This is a genomic window from Streptomyces sp. NPDC041124, assembly GCF_055592385.1.
In genome coordinates this window covers 64830-80863 of the sequence record NZ_JBVIYR010000016.1, presented here as the reverse complement: position 1 = coordinate 80863, position 16034 = coordinate 64830, and the positions used below count along the sequence as shown (strand labels likewise).

At 72.6% G+C, this 16034-nt stretch carries 13 protein-coding genes; 10 read left to right on the top strand and 3 right to left on the bottom strand.

Annotated features, from left to right (window positions below; translation table 11 throughout):
- Positions 1–13: 13 nt before the first annotated feature.
- The 6 genes from ACZ6A9_RS31710 (at position 14) to ACZ6A9_RS31685 (ending at position 5574) form a co-directional block, all read left to right on the top strand.
- Complete coding sequence (locus ACZ6A9_RS31710) at positions 14–1195, top strand: acyl-CoA dehydrogenase family protein (RefSeq protein ID WP_468992809.1); 1182 nt, start codon at positions 14–16, stop codon at positions 1193–1195.
- 189 nt (positions 1196–1384) lie between these two features.
- Entirely contained in the window at positions 1385–2977 is a 1593-nt protein-coding gene (locus tag ACZ6A9_RS31705) for an MFS transporter (protein ID WP_468992807.1), read from the top strand.
- Between the two features lie 630 nt (positions 2978–3607).
- Positions 3608–4063, top strand: coding sequence for an SgcJ/EcaC family oxidoreductase (locus ACZ6A9_RS31700; protein WP_468992798.1), 456 nt, complete (start codon positions 3608–3610; stop codon positions 4061–4063).
- Positions 4064–4104: 41 nt separating this feature from the next.
- Positions 4105–4587, top strand: a complete 483-nt coding sequence (locus tag ACZ6A9_RS31695; RefSeq protein WP_468992803.1) for an SgcJ/EcaC family oxidoreductase — start codon at positions 4105–4107, stop codon at positions 4585–4587.
- Between the two features lie 34 nt (positions 4588–4621).
- Positions 4622–5077, top strand: a complete 456-nt coding sequence (locus ACZ6A9_RS31690) for an SgcJ/EcaC family oxidoreductase (RefSeq protein WP_468992798.1) — start codon at positions 4622–4624, stop codon at positions 5075–5077.
- 41 nt (positions 5078–5118) lie between these two features.
- Entirely contained in the window at positions 5119–5574 is a 456-nt protein-coding gene (locus ACZ6A9_RS31685) for an SgcJ/EcaC family oxidoreductase (protein ID WP_468992794.1), read from the top strand.
- 711 nt (positions 5575–6285) lie between these two features.
- Here the strand turns inward: ACZ6A9_RS31685 and ACZ6A9_RS31680 are convergent.
- From ACZ6A9_RS31680 to ACZ6A9_RS31670, 3 genes are all read right to left on the bottom strand, one after another.
- A complete protein-coding gene (locus ACZ6A9_RS31680; protein ID WP_468992791.1) occupies positions 6286–7596 on the bottom strand; it encodes a cation:proton antiporter in 1311 nt (436 codons plus the stop codon).
- A 758-nt stretch (positions 7597–8354) separates the two neighbouring features.
- Positions 8355–9434 (bottom strand): glucose-1-phosphate thymidylyltransferase, encoded by a 1080-nt coding sequence (locus tag ACZ6A9_RS31675; protein WP_468992787.1) that lies wholly within the window; start codon positions 9432–9434, stop codon positions 8355–8357.
- A 1018-nt stretch (positions 9435–10452) separates the two neighbouring features.
- Positions 10453–10818 (bottom strand): acyl carrier protein, encoded by a 366-nt coding sequence (locus ACZ6A9_RS31670; protein WP_468992784.1) that lies wholly within the window; start codon positions 10816–10818, stop codon positions 10453–10455.
- Positions 10819–11122: 304 nt separating this feature from the next.
- Between ACZ6A9_RS31670 and ACZ6A9_RS31665 the strand changes: the two genes are divergently transcribed.
- From ACZ6A9_RS31665 to ACZ6A9_RS31650, 4 genes are all read left to right on the top strand, one after another.
- Positions 11123–12355: a helix-turn-helix domain-containing protein gene (locus ACZ6A9_RS31665; protein WP_468992781.1), complete on the top strand. Its 1233-nt coding sequence runs from the start codon at positions 11123–11125 to the stop codon at positions 12353–12355.
- 227 nt (positions 12356–12582) lie between these two features.
- Entirely contained in the window at positions 12583–14142 is a 1560-nt protein-coding gene (locus ACZ6A9_RS31660) for an aromatic amino acid lyase (protein ID WP_468992889.1), read from the top strand.
- Between the two features lie 213 nt (positions 14143–14355).
- Positions 14356–14745, top strand: a complete 390-nt coding sequence (locus tag ACZ6A9_RS31655; protein WP_468992779.1) for a hypothetical protein — start codon at positions 14356–14358, stop codon at positions 14743–14745.
- 152 nt (positions 14746–14897) lie between these two features.
- A complete protein-coding gene (locus tag ACZ6A9_RS31650) occupies positions 14898–15935 on the top strand; it encodes a carboxymuconolactone decarboxylase family protein (protein ID WP_468992776.1) in 1038 nt (345 codons plus the stop codon).
- The last annotated feature ends 99 nt before the right edge of the window (positions 15936–16034 follow it).

Genomic DNA, 16034 nt, shown 5'->3' with positions numbered 1-16034 from the left:
CTCCGGAGGCACCGTGTCGACCACGCAGAAACCACAACGCGAAGAACTCGTGGCCCGCGCCGCCGCGCTGGTACCGCTGCTGCGGGCGAGCGCCGACCGCGCGGACGAGGAGCGGAGACTGTCGCCGGAGGTGATCGAGGCCCTCGCCGACGCCGGCGTGTTCCGCCTGCGCGTGCCGGCCCGCTACGGCGGCTACGAGGCGGACACCCGCACACTCGTCGACGTCACCACCCACCTCGGCCGCGGTGACGGCTCCGCCGCCTGGGTCGCACAGGTCTACTCCATCCCCGGCTGGATGGTCGGCATGTTCCCGGACGCCGTGCAGGACGAAGTGTTCGCCCTGCCCGACGTGCGGGTGTGCGGCACGCTGAGCCCGTCCGCGACCGCCGCTCCGGCCCCCGGCGGCATCGTCGTCAACGGCGAGTGGGGCTTCATCTCCGGCGCCCACCACGCCCACTGGCAGGTCATCATCTCGGTGCTGTTCCCCGAGGAGGGCGAGCCGCACCCGGTGATGGCCCTGGTGCCGATGTCCGACCTGGCCACCGTCGACGACTGGTACGCCAGTGGCCTGAAGGGCAGCGGCAGCATCACGACGACGGCCCGGGACCTGTTCGTACCGGCCGAACGCGTCGTGCCGCTGCCCGCGGTCCTGCAGGGCCGGTCCGCCTCGGCGGCCGGCGCACGGATCCCGATGTACCGGACACCGCTGCTGCCGGTCGCCACCGCCTCCACCGCCGGCACACTGCTCGGTCTCGCCAAGGCCGCCTGGGAGGTCTTCCACGAGCGCCTGCCCGCCCGCAAGATCACCTACACCGGCTACGACAGCCAGAGCGCCGCACCGGTCACCCACCTGCAGGTCGCCGACGCGGCGCAGAAGATCGACCAGGCGGAGTTCCACGCGCTCCGGCTCGCCGGGACCGTGGACGCCAAGGCCGCCGACAACACGCCGTGGAAACTGGAGGAACGCGCCCGCGCCCGCGCCGACGTCGGCACGGTCTGCTCCCTCGCCCAGTCGGCCGTGGAGACCCTCGCGGCGGCGAGCGGCGGATCGTCGGTGTACCGGCACGTGCCGATCCAGCGGATCGCGAACGACCTGCGCGCCGCCGCGCTGCACGCCCTGATCAACCCGACCACCAACGCCGAACTCTACGGCCGGGTCCTGTGCGGGCTCGAGCCGGACACCCCCTACATCTGACAGCGGCCCAGACGCCTCGATGCCCGTCCCCCCACCGTCCAACCATGCCCAACGAGAAACCGCAATAAGGAAGTTGTCGCGTCCACCGTGAGCCTGAAATTCTCACGGAACGTGCCCGTCGGTTTCCGCGGCACGGATGTGGATCGTCCGGATTTCGAATGGCTAGCACCATTTGGTTAGGAGAAAACAATGACCGTCACAGGCGTAGCCCCACCCAGCGCCGGACGGCGGCAGTGGTGGGCGCTGGTCGTTCTCGCGCTGCCCACCTTCATGGCGGCCATGGACATCACCGCCTTATTCCTCGCACTGCCGCACATCTCCGCGGACCTCCACACGTCCAGCACGCAGGAGCTGTGGATCACCGATATCTACGGGTTCCTCATCGCGGGCTTCCTGGTCACGATGGGCACGCTCGGCGACCGGGTCGGCAGGCGCAAGGTCCTGCTGGTCGGTGCGACGGCATTCGGCATCCTGTCGGTGGTCGCCGCGTACTCGACGAGCCCGGAGATGCTGATCGTCGTCCGTGCCCTGCTGGGCATCGCCGGCGCCACGATCATGCCGTCGACGCTGGCGTTCATCATGACGATGTTCCAGAACCCCAAGCAGATGAGCGCGGCGATCGGCGTGTGGGCCACCTCGATGCTGGCCGGCATCGCCATCGGCCCGGCCATCGGTGGCCTGCTGCTCGGCGCCTTCTGGTGGGGCTCGGTGTTCCTGGTCGCCGTACCCGTCATGCTCGTCCTGCTGGTGACCGCTCCCAAGCTGCTGCCGGACATCAAGAGCCCCATGGCGGGCAAGCTGGACCTGCTGAGCGTGCTGCTGTCCCTGCTCGCGATCCTGCCGGTGATCTACGGCCTCAAGGAGACCGTCACCCAAGGCTGGTCGGCCCTCCCGGTCCTCGTCTTCGCCCTCGGCGTGGCGTCCGGCGTCGCCTTCGTCATGCGCCAGCGCCGCCTGGAGAGCCCGCTGCTGGACCTGAGCCTGTTCGGCATCCGCACCGTCAGCGGCGGCCTGGTGCTCGGACTGCTGTTCGCCATGATCCAGGGCGGTATGGGCCTGCTGGTCACCCAGTTCCTGCAGATCGTCGGAGGCTACTCGGCACTGCAGACCGCCCTGTGGCTGCTGATCCCCGCCGGCGTCATGGTGATCGGCATCCAGCTGACCACCCCGATCAGCCAGAAGGTACGCCCGGGTGTCGTCCTGATGACCGGCCTCGTCATCGCCTCGATCGGCATGTTCCTGCTGACCCAGGTCGACGTCGTCGGCGGCACGGCGATGCTGGTCATCGGCACCAGCATCGTCTACCTCGGCGGAAGCCCCATCGGCGTCCTGGTCAACCAGGTCGTCATGGGCGCCGCACCGCCGGAGCGCATGGGCTCGGCCGCTTCGCTGCAGTCGACCGGCGGCGAACTGGGCGTCGCACTGGGCATCGCCACGGTGGGCACCATCGCCACCGGCTTCTACGCCAACGCCCTCGACGTGCCCGACAACGTCCCCGCGGAGGCGGCCGACGCCGCGCAGGAGAGCATCGCCGGCGCGGCCGCCACGGCGGACAACCAGTCACCCGACGTCGCCGACGGCATCCTCACCGCCGCACACGAGGCGTTCACCACCGCCCTGAACTCCACCGCCGCGATCTGCGCCATCGCCTTCCTCGGCCTCGCGGCGCTCGCGTACGCCACCATCCGGCACGTCCCCGTCCCGACGCCGCCGCCCGCACCGCCGGCCGATGACGCCGCGGCCGACACCGAGAAGGCCGACGAAGGCGCCGTACACACCTGACAGACGGGCATCACGCCCCACACCACCCGACCACAGGCCGGCCCCCGTGACCACGGGGGCCGGCCTGCCCTCTGCCCGCACACCAGCGGGCGCGCTCCTCGCCGATCCCGTTCCCGACCCCCCGGTCCCGACCGCCGCGCCCACCGGCCCCGGCGGCGCGGTGAGTCGCCCAGAAACCCGGCAGCATCCCGGAACCGGCCGCCCACCGGGCCCACACACCCCCAACCCGGGCCGGAGTACGGAACCGGCTGGGCGAGACCGTGCCGCACCGGCCCGACGACGCCGCGGCACCGGACACACCGTCTCCCGGCTGCCGTCGGCTCCCGCCCCGCCGGAGGGCGGCCCCCCGCGACTCCCCGGTCCTCCCCGCCGCCCTGTGCCGCCACGAACGATTCCCCCGCCGCACCCCGCCCGCCACCGCCCCCCGGGGATGCGCCCCGGCACCTGAACGCGCGCGCACGCCGCCCGCGGGACGTGCCCCTCTCACACCGACGAGCCGCCGCCCGCCCCGCGCCGGCACCGGGCGGCGGAGGTAGGCAACTTGAAAGATGTCCAGGCCGTCAGGGAGGAGCAACTCTCTTCTAGAAGCGTTCGCCAGGCCTGTCCGAGTCCGTTGACGTGGAGGTTGTGATGTCTGTGGTGGTTTCCGAATTGGACGCCTATTACGGCTCGTTCACCAGTGAGCGGGAGAAGGAGGCCCTGGGCGTTCCGCTGCGCCTGGTCGCCGCGTGGTCGAGGAACGACGCGGACGGGGTGGCGGAGCAGTTCACCGAGGACGGCATTCTGATTCTTCCCGGTGACGTGCTGAAGAAGGGCCGTGAGGAGATCCGCTCGTTCATGGCGGCCGCCTATGCGGGGCCGTTCAAGGGGACGGGTGTGACGGGCCAGCCGGTCGACGTGCGGTTCGTGAGCGACGAGGTCGCCCTGCTGCGGACGCACGGGGGGATCCTGGCGCCCGGGGAGAAGGAGATCGCCCCGGAGCTGGCGGTGCGGTCGACCTGGGTCGTGGTCAAGCGCGAGGGCGAGTGGAAGCTGGCGGGCTACCAGAACAGCCCGCGGGGCGCCGGCGCGACCCTGCGCTGGTGACGACCGGATCCCATCCCCACCCACACACGAGGAGAACACACATGTCCACTGCGGTGTCCACATGGGGTAACGCCTCAGAACTGCTTTCCGCCGACGGAGTCGAGGAAGACCCCGCGTACTACCGGGAGTTCACTGCCGAGGACGAGAAGGCCGTCCTCTCGGTGGCGATGCGGATCCAGGCCGCCTGGGCGGCCAACGACGCGGACGCGTTCGCCGACCTGTTCACGGAGAACGGCAGCCTGCTCATGCAGGACGAGCAGCTCACCAGCCGCGAGCAGATCCGTGCCTTCATGGCCGCGGGTTTCGCCGGCCCCTACAAGGGCGCCCGCGTGAGCGGCGGCCCGCTCCTGGTGACCTTCCTCAGCGACGACGCCGCCATGGTGATCACCGAGGGAGGGATCATCCCCGCAGGCGGTACCACCGTCTCCCCCGAGCACGAGATCCGGGCGATGTGGGTGATCGTCAAGGACGCCGACGGCACGCCCCGGCTCCTGTCCCACCAGAGCAGCCCGGTCAAGGGCTGATCCGGGCCGGATCCCCGTCGACGTGGAGGTTGTGATGTCTGTGGTGGTTTCCGAATTGGACGCCTATTACGGCTCGTTCACCAGTGAGCGGGAGAAGGAGGCCCTGGGCGTTCCGCTGCGCCTGGTCGCCGCGTGGTCGAGGAACGACGCGGACGGGGTGGCGGAGCAGTTCACCGAGGACGGCATTCTGATTCTTCCCGGTGACGTGCTGAAGAAGGGCCGTGAGGAGATCCGCTCGTTCATGGCGGCCGCCTATGCGGGGCCGTTCAAGGGGACGGGTGTGACGGGCCAGCCGGTCGACGTGCGGTTCGTGAGCGACGAGGTCGCCCTGCTGCGGACGCACGGGGGGATCCTGGCGCCCGGGGAGAAGGAGATCGCCCCGGAGCTGGCGGTGCGGTCGACCTGGGTCGTGGTCAAGCGCGAGGGCGAGTGGAAGCTGGCGGGCTACCAGAACAGCCCGCGGGGCGCCGGCGCGACCCTGCGCTGGTGACGACCGGATCCCATCCCCACCCACACACGAGGAGAACACACATGTCGACGAAGGCGGCGGCGCTGGTCGGCCAGGCCAAGCAGTGGGCCGGCTACTACGGTCCGTACTCCAACGGAGAGGAAGGCGCCGCGTACACCGCGCCCCTGCGCGTCCGGGCCGCATGGGAGTCCCAGGACGCCGAGGCGGTCGCCAGCATGTTCACGGAGAACGGCAGCCTGCTCCTGGGGGACGAGCAGCTCACGGGCCGACAGCAGATCAGGGACTTCCTGGAGAAGGCATTCCAGGACCAGTACCGCGGCACGCGGATCCCCGAGGAGCCCCTGGAGGTCAGGATGCTCACCCCGCAGGTCGCGCTCGCCGTCACACGGGGCGGGCAGGTGGCCGAGGGGGCCGAGACCTGGACGCCGCAGGACGAATACCGGGCGATGTGGGTGCTCGCCAAGCACGACGGCGACTGGAAGGTCGTCTGCCGCCAGACCAGCCCGGTCAAGGGCTGACGGCCGTCCGGCGCGTTCCCTTCCCGCACCGGCCGCACGCACCGCGGGGCAAGCGGCGCGTGCACGGCCGTGTGAGCGTCGGACGGGACCGCTGCCCCCGGCTCTCTCCCCCGAAGACGACGCGGCGGCGCAGGCACACCGGTTCGGGGCGGACGGGACGGCACCTCGGCAGCACGGGCCACCGTGCGGCACCCGGCCGCGGACCCACCCAGCAGCAACGCGTGAAGGCGCCCACCGGCACCCGGTAGGTGCGGCCGGCAACAGAGCCGGCCGCACCTACCGGGTGCCATCGGCGTTGCCGCCGCCCGGCACGCGCCGCGCCGCCCGGCCACCGTGGCAGACCACCGGCCCGGCCCCCGGCCGCGGGCAACCGCTCCGGCGGACCGCGCCGGCTCCTCCTTCTCCACGCCGCGCGTGCGCGGCCGCGCACGCGAGACCGCCCGGCCGGCTCCGCCGGCTTCCCCGCAGCGGCCGGGACGGCAGCACGCGAGCCGCCCTGTCCCGGCCGCCCGTCCGGCGAGCGCACGGCTCCACCCCGGGCCCCCGATACCCGCCGGCCTCGCGGACGGCGGGCCGGGACCCACGCCTGCGGGGCGCGACAGCCGGGGAACCCGAAGACCCTCCGGGCGCCCGCCACGCGCGGCTCGCCCGCCCGGACACGGCGGGGCCCGTCACAGCCTCTCGGCCCGCGGACCCCGCCCAGGGCGTCCCTCAGCTCCGCTGCCCGTCGAGGACCTCGCCCCGCGCGTGCAGGCGGAGGTGCTCCTCCTGGGAGTACTCGACGCGGCTCATGGCCAGGCGCAGCAGTGGCGGCGCCATGATCGAGGTCACCACGGCGACGAGCACCACGATGGTGTACGTGGCGGTGTCCAGGATCCCCAGTCGCAGGCCGACCATGGCGACGATGATCTCGATGACACCGCGGGCGTTCATCCCGGCGCCGAGCGCCAGCGCCTCCCACTTGCTCAGTCGGCTCAGCCGGGCTCCGAGGTAGGCTCCGGCGAATTTGCCGGCGACCGCGACGACGAGCACGGCCAGAGCGGCCGCCAGCACCTCGGGCCGGCTCAGCGCCCTGAGGTCGACCCTCAGCCCCGCGGTTGCGAAGAACAGCGGAGCCAGCACGGCGAGGACGACCGTGCGGAGCCCGGCCGTGCGCTCCGCGGTGAACTCCTTGGCCGAACCGATGAGGATGCCGCAGACGAACGCCCCGAAGACCGCTTCCAGTTCGAGGGACTGGGTGCCGGCGGCGGCGAGCAGGACCAGCACGGTGAAGATCGCGACGATCCGCTCCTGGGAACCGGCGTTGAGCCGCATGGCGGTCCGCACGAGGGGACGCCCGACCACGACCGCCAGGAGCAGGACGAGCAGCATGCGCATCAGGGTGAGGGCGATGTCATCGGTTCCGAGACCGCCCACGGCCATCGCGGAGACGATCGACAGCAGGAACCAGCCGAAAGCGTCGTCGATCATGCCGGCCATGAGGGTCAGCTGGCCTACGTTCCGGTGGATGAGATTCATGTCCATGAGCGTCTTGGCGATGACCGGGATCGCGCTGACGCACATGGCCACGCCCAGGAAGAGCGCGAAGACCGTGGTGCCGGACCTGCCGGGGGAGAGCACCTGCGCCAGCGGGTAACCGATGGCGATGCCGAGCCCGAGGGGAATGATCAGCCCGGACAGGCTGATCCGTAAGGCGGTGCGGCCCCGGCGGCGCATCAGGCCGAGGTCCATCTCGGCCCCGGTGAGCCCCACCAGGAGCAGGACGGCGATCTGCCCGACCGCGTCGAGCAGGTGGAGCTGCGCCGGATCGGCCGGCAGCAGCCAGCCGGAGAGGTCCGGGGCCATCCATCCCATCAGCGATGGCCCCAGGAAGACGCCCGCGGTCAGCTCCCCCGTGATCGGAGGCATTCCCATGCGCACGGCGAGGCGGCCCAGCACCACGGCCAGGAGAAGCAGCACGCCCACCTGGAGCAGGAAGACGAGCAACGAGTGGGAGTCCAAGGACTCCACCGGGGCTACCATCAGAGAAACTCCTCGGTGATGTTTTCCACCCGTCCGGCCGGCACTGTCAGCGGTGGGGGTGTGGCCGAACGGCCTGGAGAGGGGGATCCAGCTTTCGTCGTCGCGAAGGCGGGGCCGGACACGGTGCCGGGACGGGCGGCGTCGGTGCGCGCGCCGGCGGAACACCGTGCGCCCACACGCGTGTTGCCGCCGCCCCTGTCCGGGCGGTGGGGCGCGTCGCCGCGCACCGCCGCCTGTCGCCGCCGCGGGCGGCCGGGCACTGCGCGGGACGGCTCGCGACGCGTACGCGGCCTTCGGCGGCGACCGCCCGTCGTGTGCTCGACAGCCGGATCGTCCGGTGGGCCCCTCGCTCGGCATCGTTCAGCGGACCATGGACATGTGCCCGGCCTCCCGCTTGGGCCGGTGCCCGGCGGCCTCCCGCCGCACAGGTGGCCCGCGGTCCTTCGCCCGGGCGGGACGGATGTCCACGTCGTGCGGTGTGTCGGGCCGTCTCGGCCGCGTCCGTCCCGTGCGGGGAGCGGAACCCGGCGGGCTCATCGGGGAACGCGGCATCGGGACCGGCCCGCCGGGTGCCGGCCGGTTTCACGGTCCCGGCGGCCGCCGGGACGTCCCGCGCAACGCTCCCCGGCGGCAGCCGGAGCGGCGGCGGGTGAGCCGGGACGCCCCGGGCCGGCCACCACCGCGGCGGGGTGCTCCGGCGTGCCGGCGTCCTGGGGCGGCCCCTGGCCACCCGTCACGGGTGTCTCCCGGACCGCACCTCAGGCAACGGTCATCTCGATCCGCGCGTGGTCGCCGATCACGAGGCGGTGGCCCAGGTCGCCCTCCTCGCCCGGGCCGACCGCGGCGAACCGGCCGACGAGGGAACCGCGCAGACCTCGGGGTGTGCAGATGTAGGCACCCTGGAGCACGACCGAGTCGGACACATGGGTGTTGCGCACCACGCAGTCGTGTCCGATCGAGGTCCCCGGCCCGATCCAGCTGTCCTCGACCAGCGTGCCCGCCCCGATGATCGCCGGTCCCTCGATACGGGAACGGACCACCCGGGCACCCGGCTCGATGACGACCCGGCCGTGCAGTTCGCTGGCCGCGTCGATCTCACCCCTGATGTCGGTGCGCAGCTCGCCGAGCAGCCGGCGGTTGCACTGCAGGACGTCGTCGGCCCGGCCGACGTCCTTCCAGAAGCCGTCGTACCGGCGGGCCACGACATCGTCCCCCCGGCCGATCAGCCACTGGACGGCGTCGGTGATCTCCAGTTCGCCGCGGGCGCTGGGCGCGATGGCATCGGTCGCCGCGTGAATGTCCGCCGTGAAGTAGTACAGGCCCACGACGGCGAGGTCGGTGCGTGGCTGCGAGGGCTTCTCCACCAGACGCAGCACCGAGCCGTCCGTGTCCACCTCGGCCACACCGTAGGCACGGGGGTCCGCCACCTTCTGCACCACGAGGCCGGCGGCCGGACGCCGCTTGCGGAACTCCTCGATGATCGTGGTGACCGCCTCGTCCGTGTCGGCGAGGATGTTGTCCCCCAGATACATCAGGAAGTCGTCGTCGCCCAGGAACGGACGGGCCGTCTGCACCGCGTGGGCCAGGCCCAGCGGCCGGTCCTGCCGCAGATAGGTGAGGTTCACGCCGAAGCGGGAGCCGTCACCCATGGCCGCGGAGATCGCCTCCGTCCAGTCACCGGTGAGGAGGCAGATCTCCGTCACACCCAGTTCACGGATGTGGGCGATCACGTGCTCCAGAACCGGTCTGTTCGCGAGCGGGATGAGCTGTTTCGGCGTGGAATACGTGAACGGACGGAGGCGGACGCCGAATCCGCCCGTCAGCACCAGAGCCTTCACCGGCCATCGCCTCCTGGTCTCATATGAGTAGGCGGTTCAACACCGGTCCCATCCCACCTCGCGGACCCCGGGCTGCTCATCTTCCGAAGTGCCGTGAACGGCAGTGCGGCGCGCGGCCGGCCGGCTCGGCCGAACCGGGGTGCGGTGCCGTCCGTCCGACGGCTGCGGCGCGCGGCCCTGCCGGAACCGGCTCCAGGGGCGGCGGCCGGATCACGGTTGCGTCAGGGAGCGGGCAGGGCCCGCGGGTTCACCCCGTGCCGGCAGTGTCTCGTCGAGCGGTGCGACGCATGCCCGGCCACACGGTCGACGGTGGCCGGACCCCGGGCGGGAATCCGGACGGGCCCGGGGGGCGGAGCCTGTGGCGAACAGTGGGGTGCTCCCCTCACCGGGGGAGCGGAGCGGCCGCTGCGGCGCACGGGGCCGTGGGTGATGCGCCCCCACCGTCTCGTCGGCTCAGGGCCAGTCCAGCTCGCCGGGATCGTCGGGGCCCTCGAGGGCAGGGCTGCCCGGGGCGGCGTGCCGGACGGTGAGCGGGGTGGTGCACATGAGGCCTCCTCGGAGATGAGCGTAAGCGACCACTGGCGCTGGGTTCCGTGCTCGTTCGGAAGCTGAAACTAGCGAGCTGACCTCGCGTTTGACAAACGCTTGTCAAACTTAGGCAACTTGCCAGTATGGGCGGGATCTTGTCCCGCGCAGCGGCCCGTTCCGTGCGGTGGAAGGCATGGCGGCGCACGGACGGGGAGGTCGCCCCGGGCCGGTCTCCGGGCACGCCTCGCCGCGAGCGGATCGTGGTGGTGCGTGTCAGGTCCTGCCGTGATGAGGACCGGGCCCACGCGGGGAGATGACGGTGCACCGGCCGGCGCCGGCGAGAAGGGACCGCCACGTTCGCACGCGGGACGGGGACGGGGGAGGGGACGGCACGCAACGGCGGCGAGCGGCGGCAACGCGACAGCCGGGTGCCGTGCAGCCTCGCCTGCGGTCTCCTTGCCCGGAGCCTCCTTCGGCCTGGCGGGCCGCCTCAGGAACGGGTCACGCACCGGGTGGCCGGCCGGTCACCGGCCGCACCCTCCCGGCACTCCCTGGCCCGCGCACTGTGCACCAGTGCGACCTGATCGCCCAGGTTCCGCCATGACATGTCGTACGGCGACACCGTGACGTCGAACTCCTGCCCGACACGCCTCACCAGGCGGGAGAACAGCAGCGAGTCCCCGCCGCGGACGAAGAAGTCGGAATACTCGGTGAGGTCCGAGCGGCCGAGCAACTCGCTCCATGCCCGGACCATGAAGTCCCTCACGTCATAGGCCGGGTCGGTGGAGTGACCGGGGCCCGGGGCGTCGTACGCGGTGGCCGGCGCACCTGCTGCTTCAGAGGGATCAGGGGCCATTTTCGCTACTCCTGTCGGCTGCACAGAGCGACGGTGGCCGGGCGCGCCCGCACCTCCATGTTGCCAAGCAGCGTACGTCAGACACGCCCGTGTTGGCAGTGGACTTGCCTATGGATTTGCCAAGCTTCCATGAGTACGCGGTGGGTCCGCGTGGGCGGGAGGCATACCCTGCGAGCGCCTCGGGTTTGCCAAAGAAGGTGGTGGGGCGGTGTCGTTTGGCACGCCCGGTGAGGAAGCTGTGACACACTAGTGGCAAGTGGTCCGGCTGGAACCTCCGCAGTCCATCCACCATTGGGGCAATCACGTGCTGGAACAGTCATCCTTCGGCCGTCGACTCAAGCAGCTGCGGACCGAACGGGGCCTCTCGCAGGCCACCCTCGCCGGCGACGGCATGTCGACCGGATACCTGTCGCGCCTGGAGTCCGGAGCCCGACAGCCCACGGACCGCGTCGTGGGCTATCTGGCCGAACGGCTGGGTGTGAGCCCTTCGGAGTTCGAGGAGCCCCGGGCGACCTCGCTGGCCCGGATTCTGTCGATCGCCACCTCCCTCGATTCGGACGAGACCAACGAGCAGCTCGCCGAGGCACTGGAGTCGGCACGGACGCAGGACCCGATGCTGCGCTGGCAGGCCCTGTGGCGGCTCGCCGCGTGGAAGCGCCGGCACGGTGAGAACGCCGCCGAGCGCGCTTACCTCCACGAACTCGTCGTGCTCAGCGAGGAGACCGGTCTGGCCGAACTGCGGTGCAGAGCGCTGACCCGGCTCGCCAGGTCGCTGCGCACGGCCGGCGAGATCGCCCCGGCCGCCGACGCGGCGGCCACCGCCCACCGCCTGGCCCGGGACAACGAGCTGTCCGCCCAGGACCTGGCCGCGGTCCTGCTCGTCCTGGTCTCCGTGGAGGCGGAGACGGGCAGGCTCCCGGACGCCCGGCAGCACGCCGACGAGTTGGCCGTCCTGGTCGAGGGCCGCAGCGACGCGCTGTGGGCCGAGGCCATGTGGACCGTGGTCGCCGTACGGGTGCGCCAAGGCGACTTCGGGCCCGCGCAGGAGCTCCTGGAGCAGGCCCTCGACCGGTTCGACAGCGGCGAGGACGTGACGCTGTGGCTGCGGTTGCGGCTCATCGCGGCCGATCTGCACCTGCAGAAGTTCCCGCCCGAACCGGAGGTGGCCCAGCGGTACATCGAGGACGCGGAGGCCGCGCTGCCCTTCTGCGGCACCTCCGCGATAGACCACGAGCTGACCGCCCTCAGAACCCACCTCGCCTTCCACGAGGGCAGGTTCGAGGACGCCCGGGCCCTGCTCGACCGGCTCGGCCGGTCCGATCGGCGGATGTCCTACCGCAGCCGGATCAGGCTCGAGGTCCTGGAGAACCAGCTGCGCATCCTCGAGGGCGACGAGGACGCGGGCGTGGCCGGGCTGCAGCGGCTCGCTCTGCAGGCCCAGGAGTCCTCCAACATCCACCTCGCGGCCACGATCTGGCGGATCGCCGCGGAGTGCCTGCTCAAGTCCCGCGGCAAGGTGCCGGGCGCCACGGCCTGACCCGGTTCTTCGCCCACCGGACACACCAGCCTGCTCCCACTGCCCGCGGTCCGACTGCGCACGGAAGGAGACGCGGCCGGATCGGCGCGAGGCCGAGAATGAACTGTCGCGGCGGGCAGGCGCGGTCCGGCCCGACGCCGCCCGGCCGGGTCAGGCGACCGGCACGGCGCAGCCGCCGACGCATCCGCCGGGAGCGGTGGCACGATGCAGGGAGTGAGGCGTTGTCCGTGCTGCAGAGCGACATGGTGCCCGTCTTCGCCGACGGCGAGACCCTGACCGTCGGCGGAGTGCGCCGGGTCGCCGAAGAGGGCGCGGCGGTGAGCCTCAGCCGGAGCGCGATGGCCAGGGCGCGCGCCAGCAGGCAGACCCTGGAGGACCTCGTCCGCCGGGACGTGCCGGTCGACGGAGTGACAAGCTTCGACCGCGGCGCAGCGGTGCGGGTCGGCGCCGGCGAGGTGGCCGAACACCAGGCCAACCTGATCCGCAGCCACTGCACCGGCGTGGGACCCCTGTTCGCCTCGGACGAGGCCAGGGCCGTCGTCGTGACCCTGCTGAACTCACTGGCCAAGGGATACTCCGCGGTGCGTCCCCTGATCCTCGAGCGCCTGGCCGCATATCTCAACGGCGGGCTCACACCGGCCGTCCCCGAAATCGGTTCCCTGGGCGCCGGCGGGGACACGACGCCCCTGGCCCACGTCGCGAGCACCCTGATCGGTGAGGGACACGTCCTGCTGGACGGCAAGCGGGTGGAGACGGCGCGGGTCCTGCGGGAGCGGGGCGTGCGGCCGCTGCGGCTCAGCTTCAAGGAGGGCCGGGCGCTGACCGGCGGCACGTCCGCGATGACCGGTCTCGGCTCGCTGGTCGTGGCGCGGGCGCTCGACCAGGTACGGCAGGCGGAGGTCGCCACAGCCCTGGTGACCGGGGCGCTCGGCGGTCCGGCGGACCACTGCCTCACCGCGGGGCACGACCTCGCCCGCCCTCACCAGGGACAGATCGACACGGCCGCGAACCTGCGGGAGTTGCTGCGCGGCGGCGCCACGACGCCGTCCGCGGGCGGCGCACCGAGCGGGTCACGCGCCCCGTGGGCGCATGCGCTGCGCGCCGTCCCGCAGGTGGTCGGAGCCGTGCGGGACACCCTGTACCAGGCGGTGAGCACCCTGGAGAGCGAGCTCAACTCCGCCCAGGACGATCCGCTGTTCCTGCCGGACCAGGACGCCTTCCACGGGGCGGACGGCCACGGTCAGCCGGTCGCCTTCGCCCTGGACTTCGTGACCATCGCGCTCGTCCAGCTCGGTGTCCTGGCCGAGCGGCAGTTCCAGCAGGTGCTGAACGCCGGGCCCGGCCACGGGCTGCCCCCGTTCCTCACCGCCGCCGACCCGGCGCTGCACAACGGCCTCGCCGGGATGCGGTTCCCGGCGGCCGCCCTGGTGGCGGAGAACCGCACGATCGGCCCGGCCAGCACACAGGGCGTGCCCTCCACGGGCACGGTCCACGATGTCGTCGGCATGGGCCTGGTCGCGGTCCGCGGGGCACGGAAGGTACTGGAGAACAACAACCGGATCCTCGCGATGGAGTTCCTGGCCGCCGCCCAGGCCGTGGATGTCTCCCGCCGGTTCGGCGACCTCGCTCCGGCGGCGCAGGCGGCCTACGACGCCGTGCGGTCCCTGGTGCCGATGCTGGGCGTGGACCGTCCTCTGGCCGAGGACGTCGAACTGATGGCCACCGCCCTGGCACAGGGTGAGGTGCTGCGGGCGATCGGCCGGTACGCGAACGTCGTGCCGCGCTGAGGCTTCCCCGCCCGCCGCGCGGGGCCGTCGCGAGCAGACCGGTCACGCCTTCCACCCACTGCACGACGGACGTGACGCCCGGCTCTGGTGAGAGAGGTGAGGAAGATGAGCGACAGACGGCGAGGAGGAAGCCCGAGAGCGAACGACGCATCGGGAGGCCACGGCGGCGGGTCCGGCGCACCGGCCGCAGGCACCGCCGGCGAAGCCCCGGCCGTGGCAGTCCTGAGCGCCACGGCACGCGCGTCCAACGCCTACACCGCGTCCGCCGCGCAGAGCGCCGCCACGGCACTGGTGCGGATGTTCGTCGGCCAGGGGACCTTCGCCCCCGAACTCTGGGAGCCGCCCGAGGCACCCGGCACGCTCCCGGCCGGCCCCGTGGACACCGACGCCCAGCCGGCCGGCCCGAGGCCGGCCCCCGCCGCGGCCGGACCCGCCCCCGAGGACGGAAGGCCGGACGGCCACCGGACGGCATACACACACGCCGTGCGCACGGTCCGCACCCCGTTCCGCAGCAGCCCGGAGGATGCGGCGGACGGTGAGGACCGGGGAGGATCGCTCACGCGCCCCCGCCGGGTCGTACACGCCGACGGCAGCAGCCGGTGACACCGTGTCCGCCGGTGTCCGCCCGTGTGCGCCCGGCCGCGGCAGGGGCCGCCACACCGTGAGCACGGCCCGGTCACGGGCCGGAACCGGTGGTCCGGCGGTCGCGGACGCGGTCCCGAACCGGGCCGCGCGTGATTCAGGAGGTGTGTGACATGAGGCCCGTCGTCAAAACGGTGCTGCGGGGTGCGCTCAAGGACGTGCGGCACGTACGGGCCGTCCCTCCGGGGCGTGCCCGGGAGCCGGTGGCCCGGGTGTACGCACAGATCGAGCGGGACTTCGGGGTGCTCGCCCCGCCACTGGCCCTGCACTCGCCCGCACCCCCGGTACTCGCCGCGAGCTGGCTGCTGCTGCGCGAGACCCTCCTGGTCGACGGGCGGGTGGGCCGCGCGGCCAAGGAGGTCGTCGCCACCGAGGTGTCACGGGCCAACTCCTGCCCGTACTGCGTGGACGTCCACCACAGCACCCTGCGGGAACTCCCGGACCTGCCGGCCGCCGCCGACCGCGACGCCCTCGGCGCCTGGGCGGGTGCCGGCGGACTCCGTCCGGCACCGGGACAACCGCCTGCCAGGCCGCCGTTCGGCCCGCAGGAGGCACCCGAGCTCTACGGCGTGGCCGTCACCTTCCACTACATCAACCGCATGGTCAGCATCTACCTCCCCGACTCACCCGTGCCCGACCGGGCGCCCGGGTTTCTGCGCGGTCCGATCCTGCGCGCGGCCACGCGGTCGATGCGGCCGGTCGGCGACGTCCCGCTGCGGCCCGGCGCGTCACTGGACCTGCTGCCCGAGACACCGCTGCCGGCCGGCCTCGAATGGGCAGCCCCGAACGGGGCCGTGGCAGCGGCGCTCGGCCGGGCCGCCGGCGCGGTGCGGGGCGCGGCGCACTGGGTGCCGCAACCGGTGCGGGACCTCCTGGACGCACGCCTCACCACGTGGGACGGCGGCCCCATGGGCCTGCGCCGCGCCTGGCTGGAGGAGGCCGTCCAAGGCCTGCCCGCGGCCCAACGGCCGACGGCGCGGCTCGCGCTGCTCAGCGCGTTCGCCTGCTACCAGATCACCGACGCCGACGTCTTGCTCTTCCGCGAACAGCACCCCACCGACCGGGAGCTGATCGAGCTGACGTCGTGGGCGGCACTGTCGGCCGCGCTCTGTGTGGGCCGCCGCTTCGCACCGGCCCCCACGCCCTCGTGACGCGGGCGTCCACCCGAACCTCGCCCTGAGCCGCGCCCGCCCCGCAGCGGCCGGCACGACGAACGCCCCCTGCGGGTACGCGCGGCCGCCCACGCGACC

Excerpts from the sequence above, each read along its gene's own strand:
- ACZ6A9_RS31705 (WP_468992807.1), top strand. The coding sequence starts at position 1,385 with ATGACCGTCACAGGCGTAGCCCCACCCAGCGCCGGACGGCGGCAGTGG.
- ACZ6A9_RS31700 (WP_468992798.1), top strand. The coding sequence starts at position 3,608 with ATGTCTGTGGTGGTTTCCGAATTGGACGCCTATTACGGCTCGTTCACC.
- ACZ6A9_RS31695 (WP_468992803.1), top strand. The coding sequence starts at position 4,105 with ATGTCCACTGCGGTGTCCACATGGGGTAACGCCTCAGAACTGCTTTCC.
- ACZ6A9_RS31690 (WP_468992798.1), top strand. The coding sequence starts at position 4,622 with ATGTCTGTGGTGGTTTCCGAATTGGACGCCTATTACGGCTCGTTCACC.
- ACZ6A9_RS31685 (WP_468992794.1), top strand. The coding sequence starts at position 5,119 with ATGTCGACGAAGGCGGCGGCGCTGGTCGGCCAGGCCAAGCAGTGGGCC.
- ACZ6A9_RS31680 (WP_468992791.1), bottom strand. The coding sequence starts at position 7,596 with ATGGTAGCCCCGGTGGAGTCCTTGGACTCCCACTCGTTGCTCGTCTTC.
- ACZ6A9_RS31670 (WP_468992784.1), bottom strand. The coding sequence starts at position 10,818 with ATGGCCCCTGATCCCTCTGAAGCAGCAGGTGCGCCGGCCACCGCGTAC.
- ACZ6A9_RS31650 (WP_468992776.1), top strand. The coding sequence starts at position 14,898 with ATGAGGCCCGTCGTCAAAACGGTGCTGCGGGGTGCGCTCAAGGACGTG.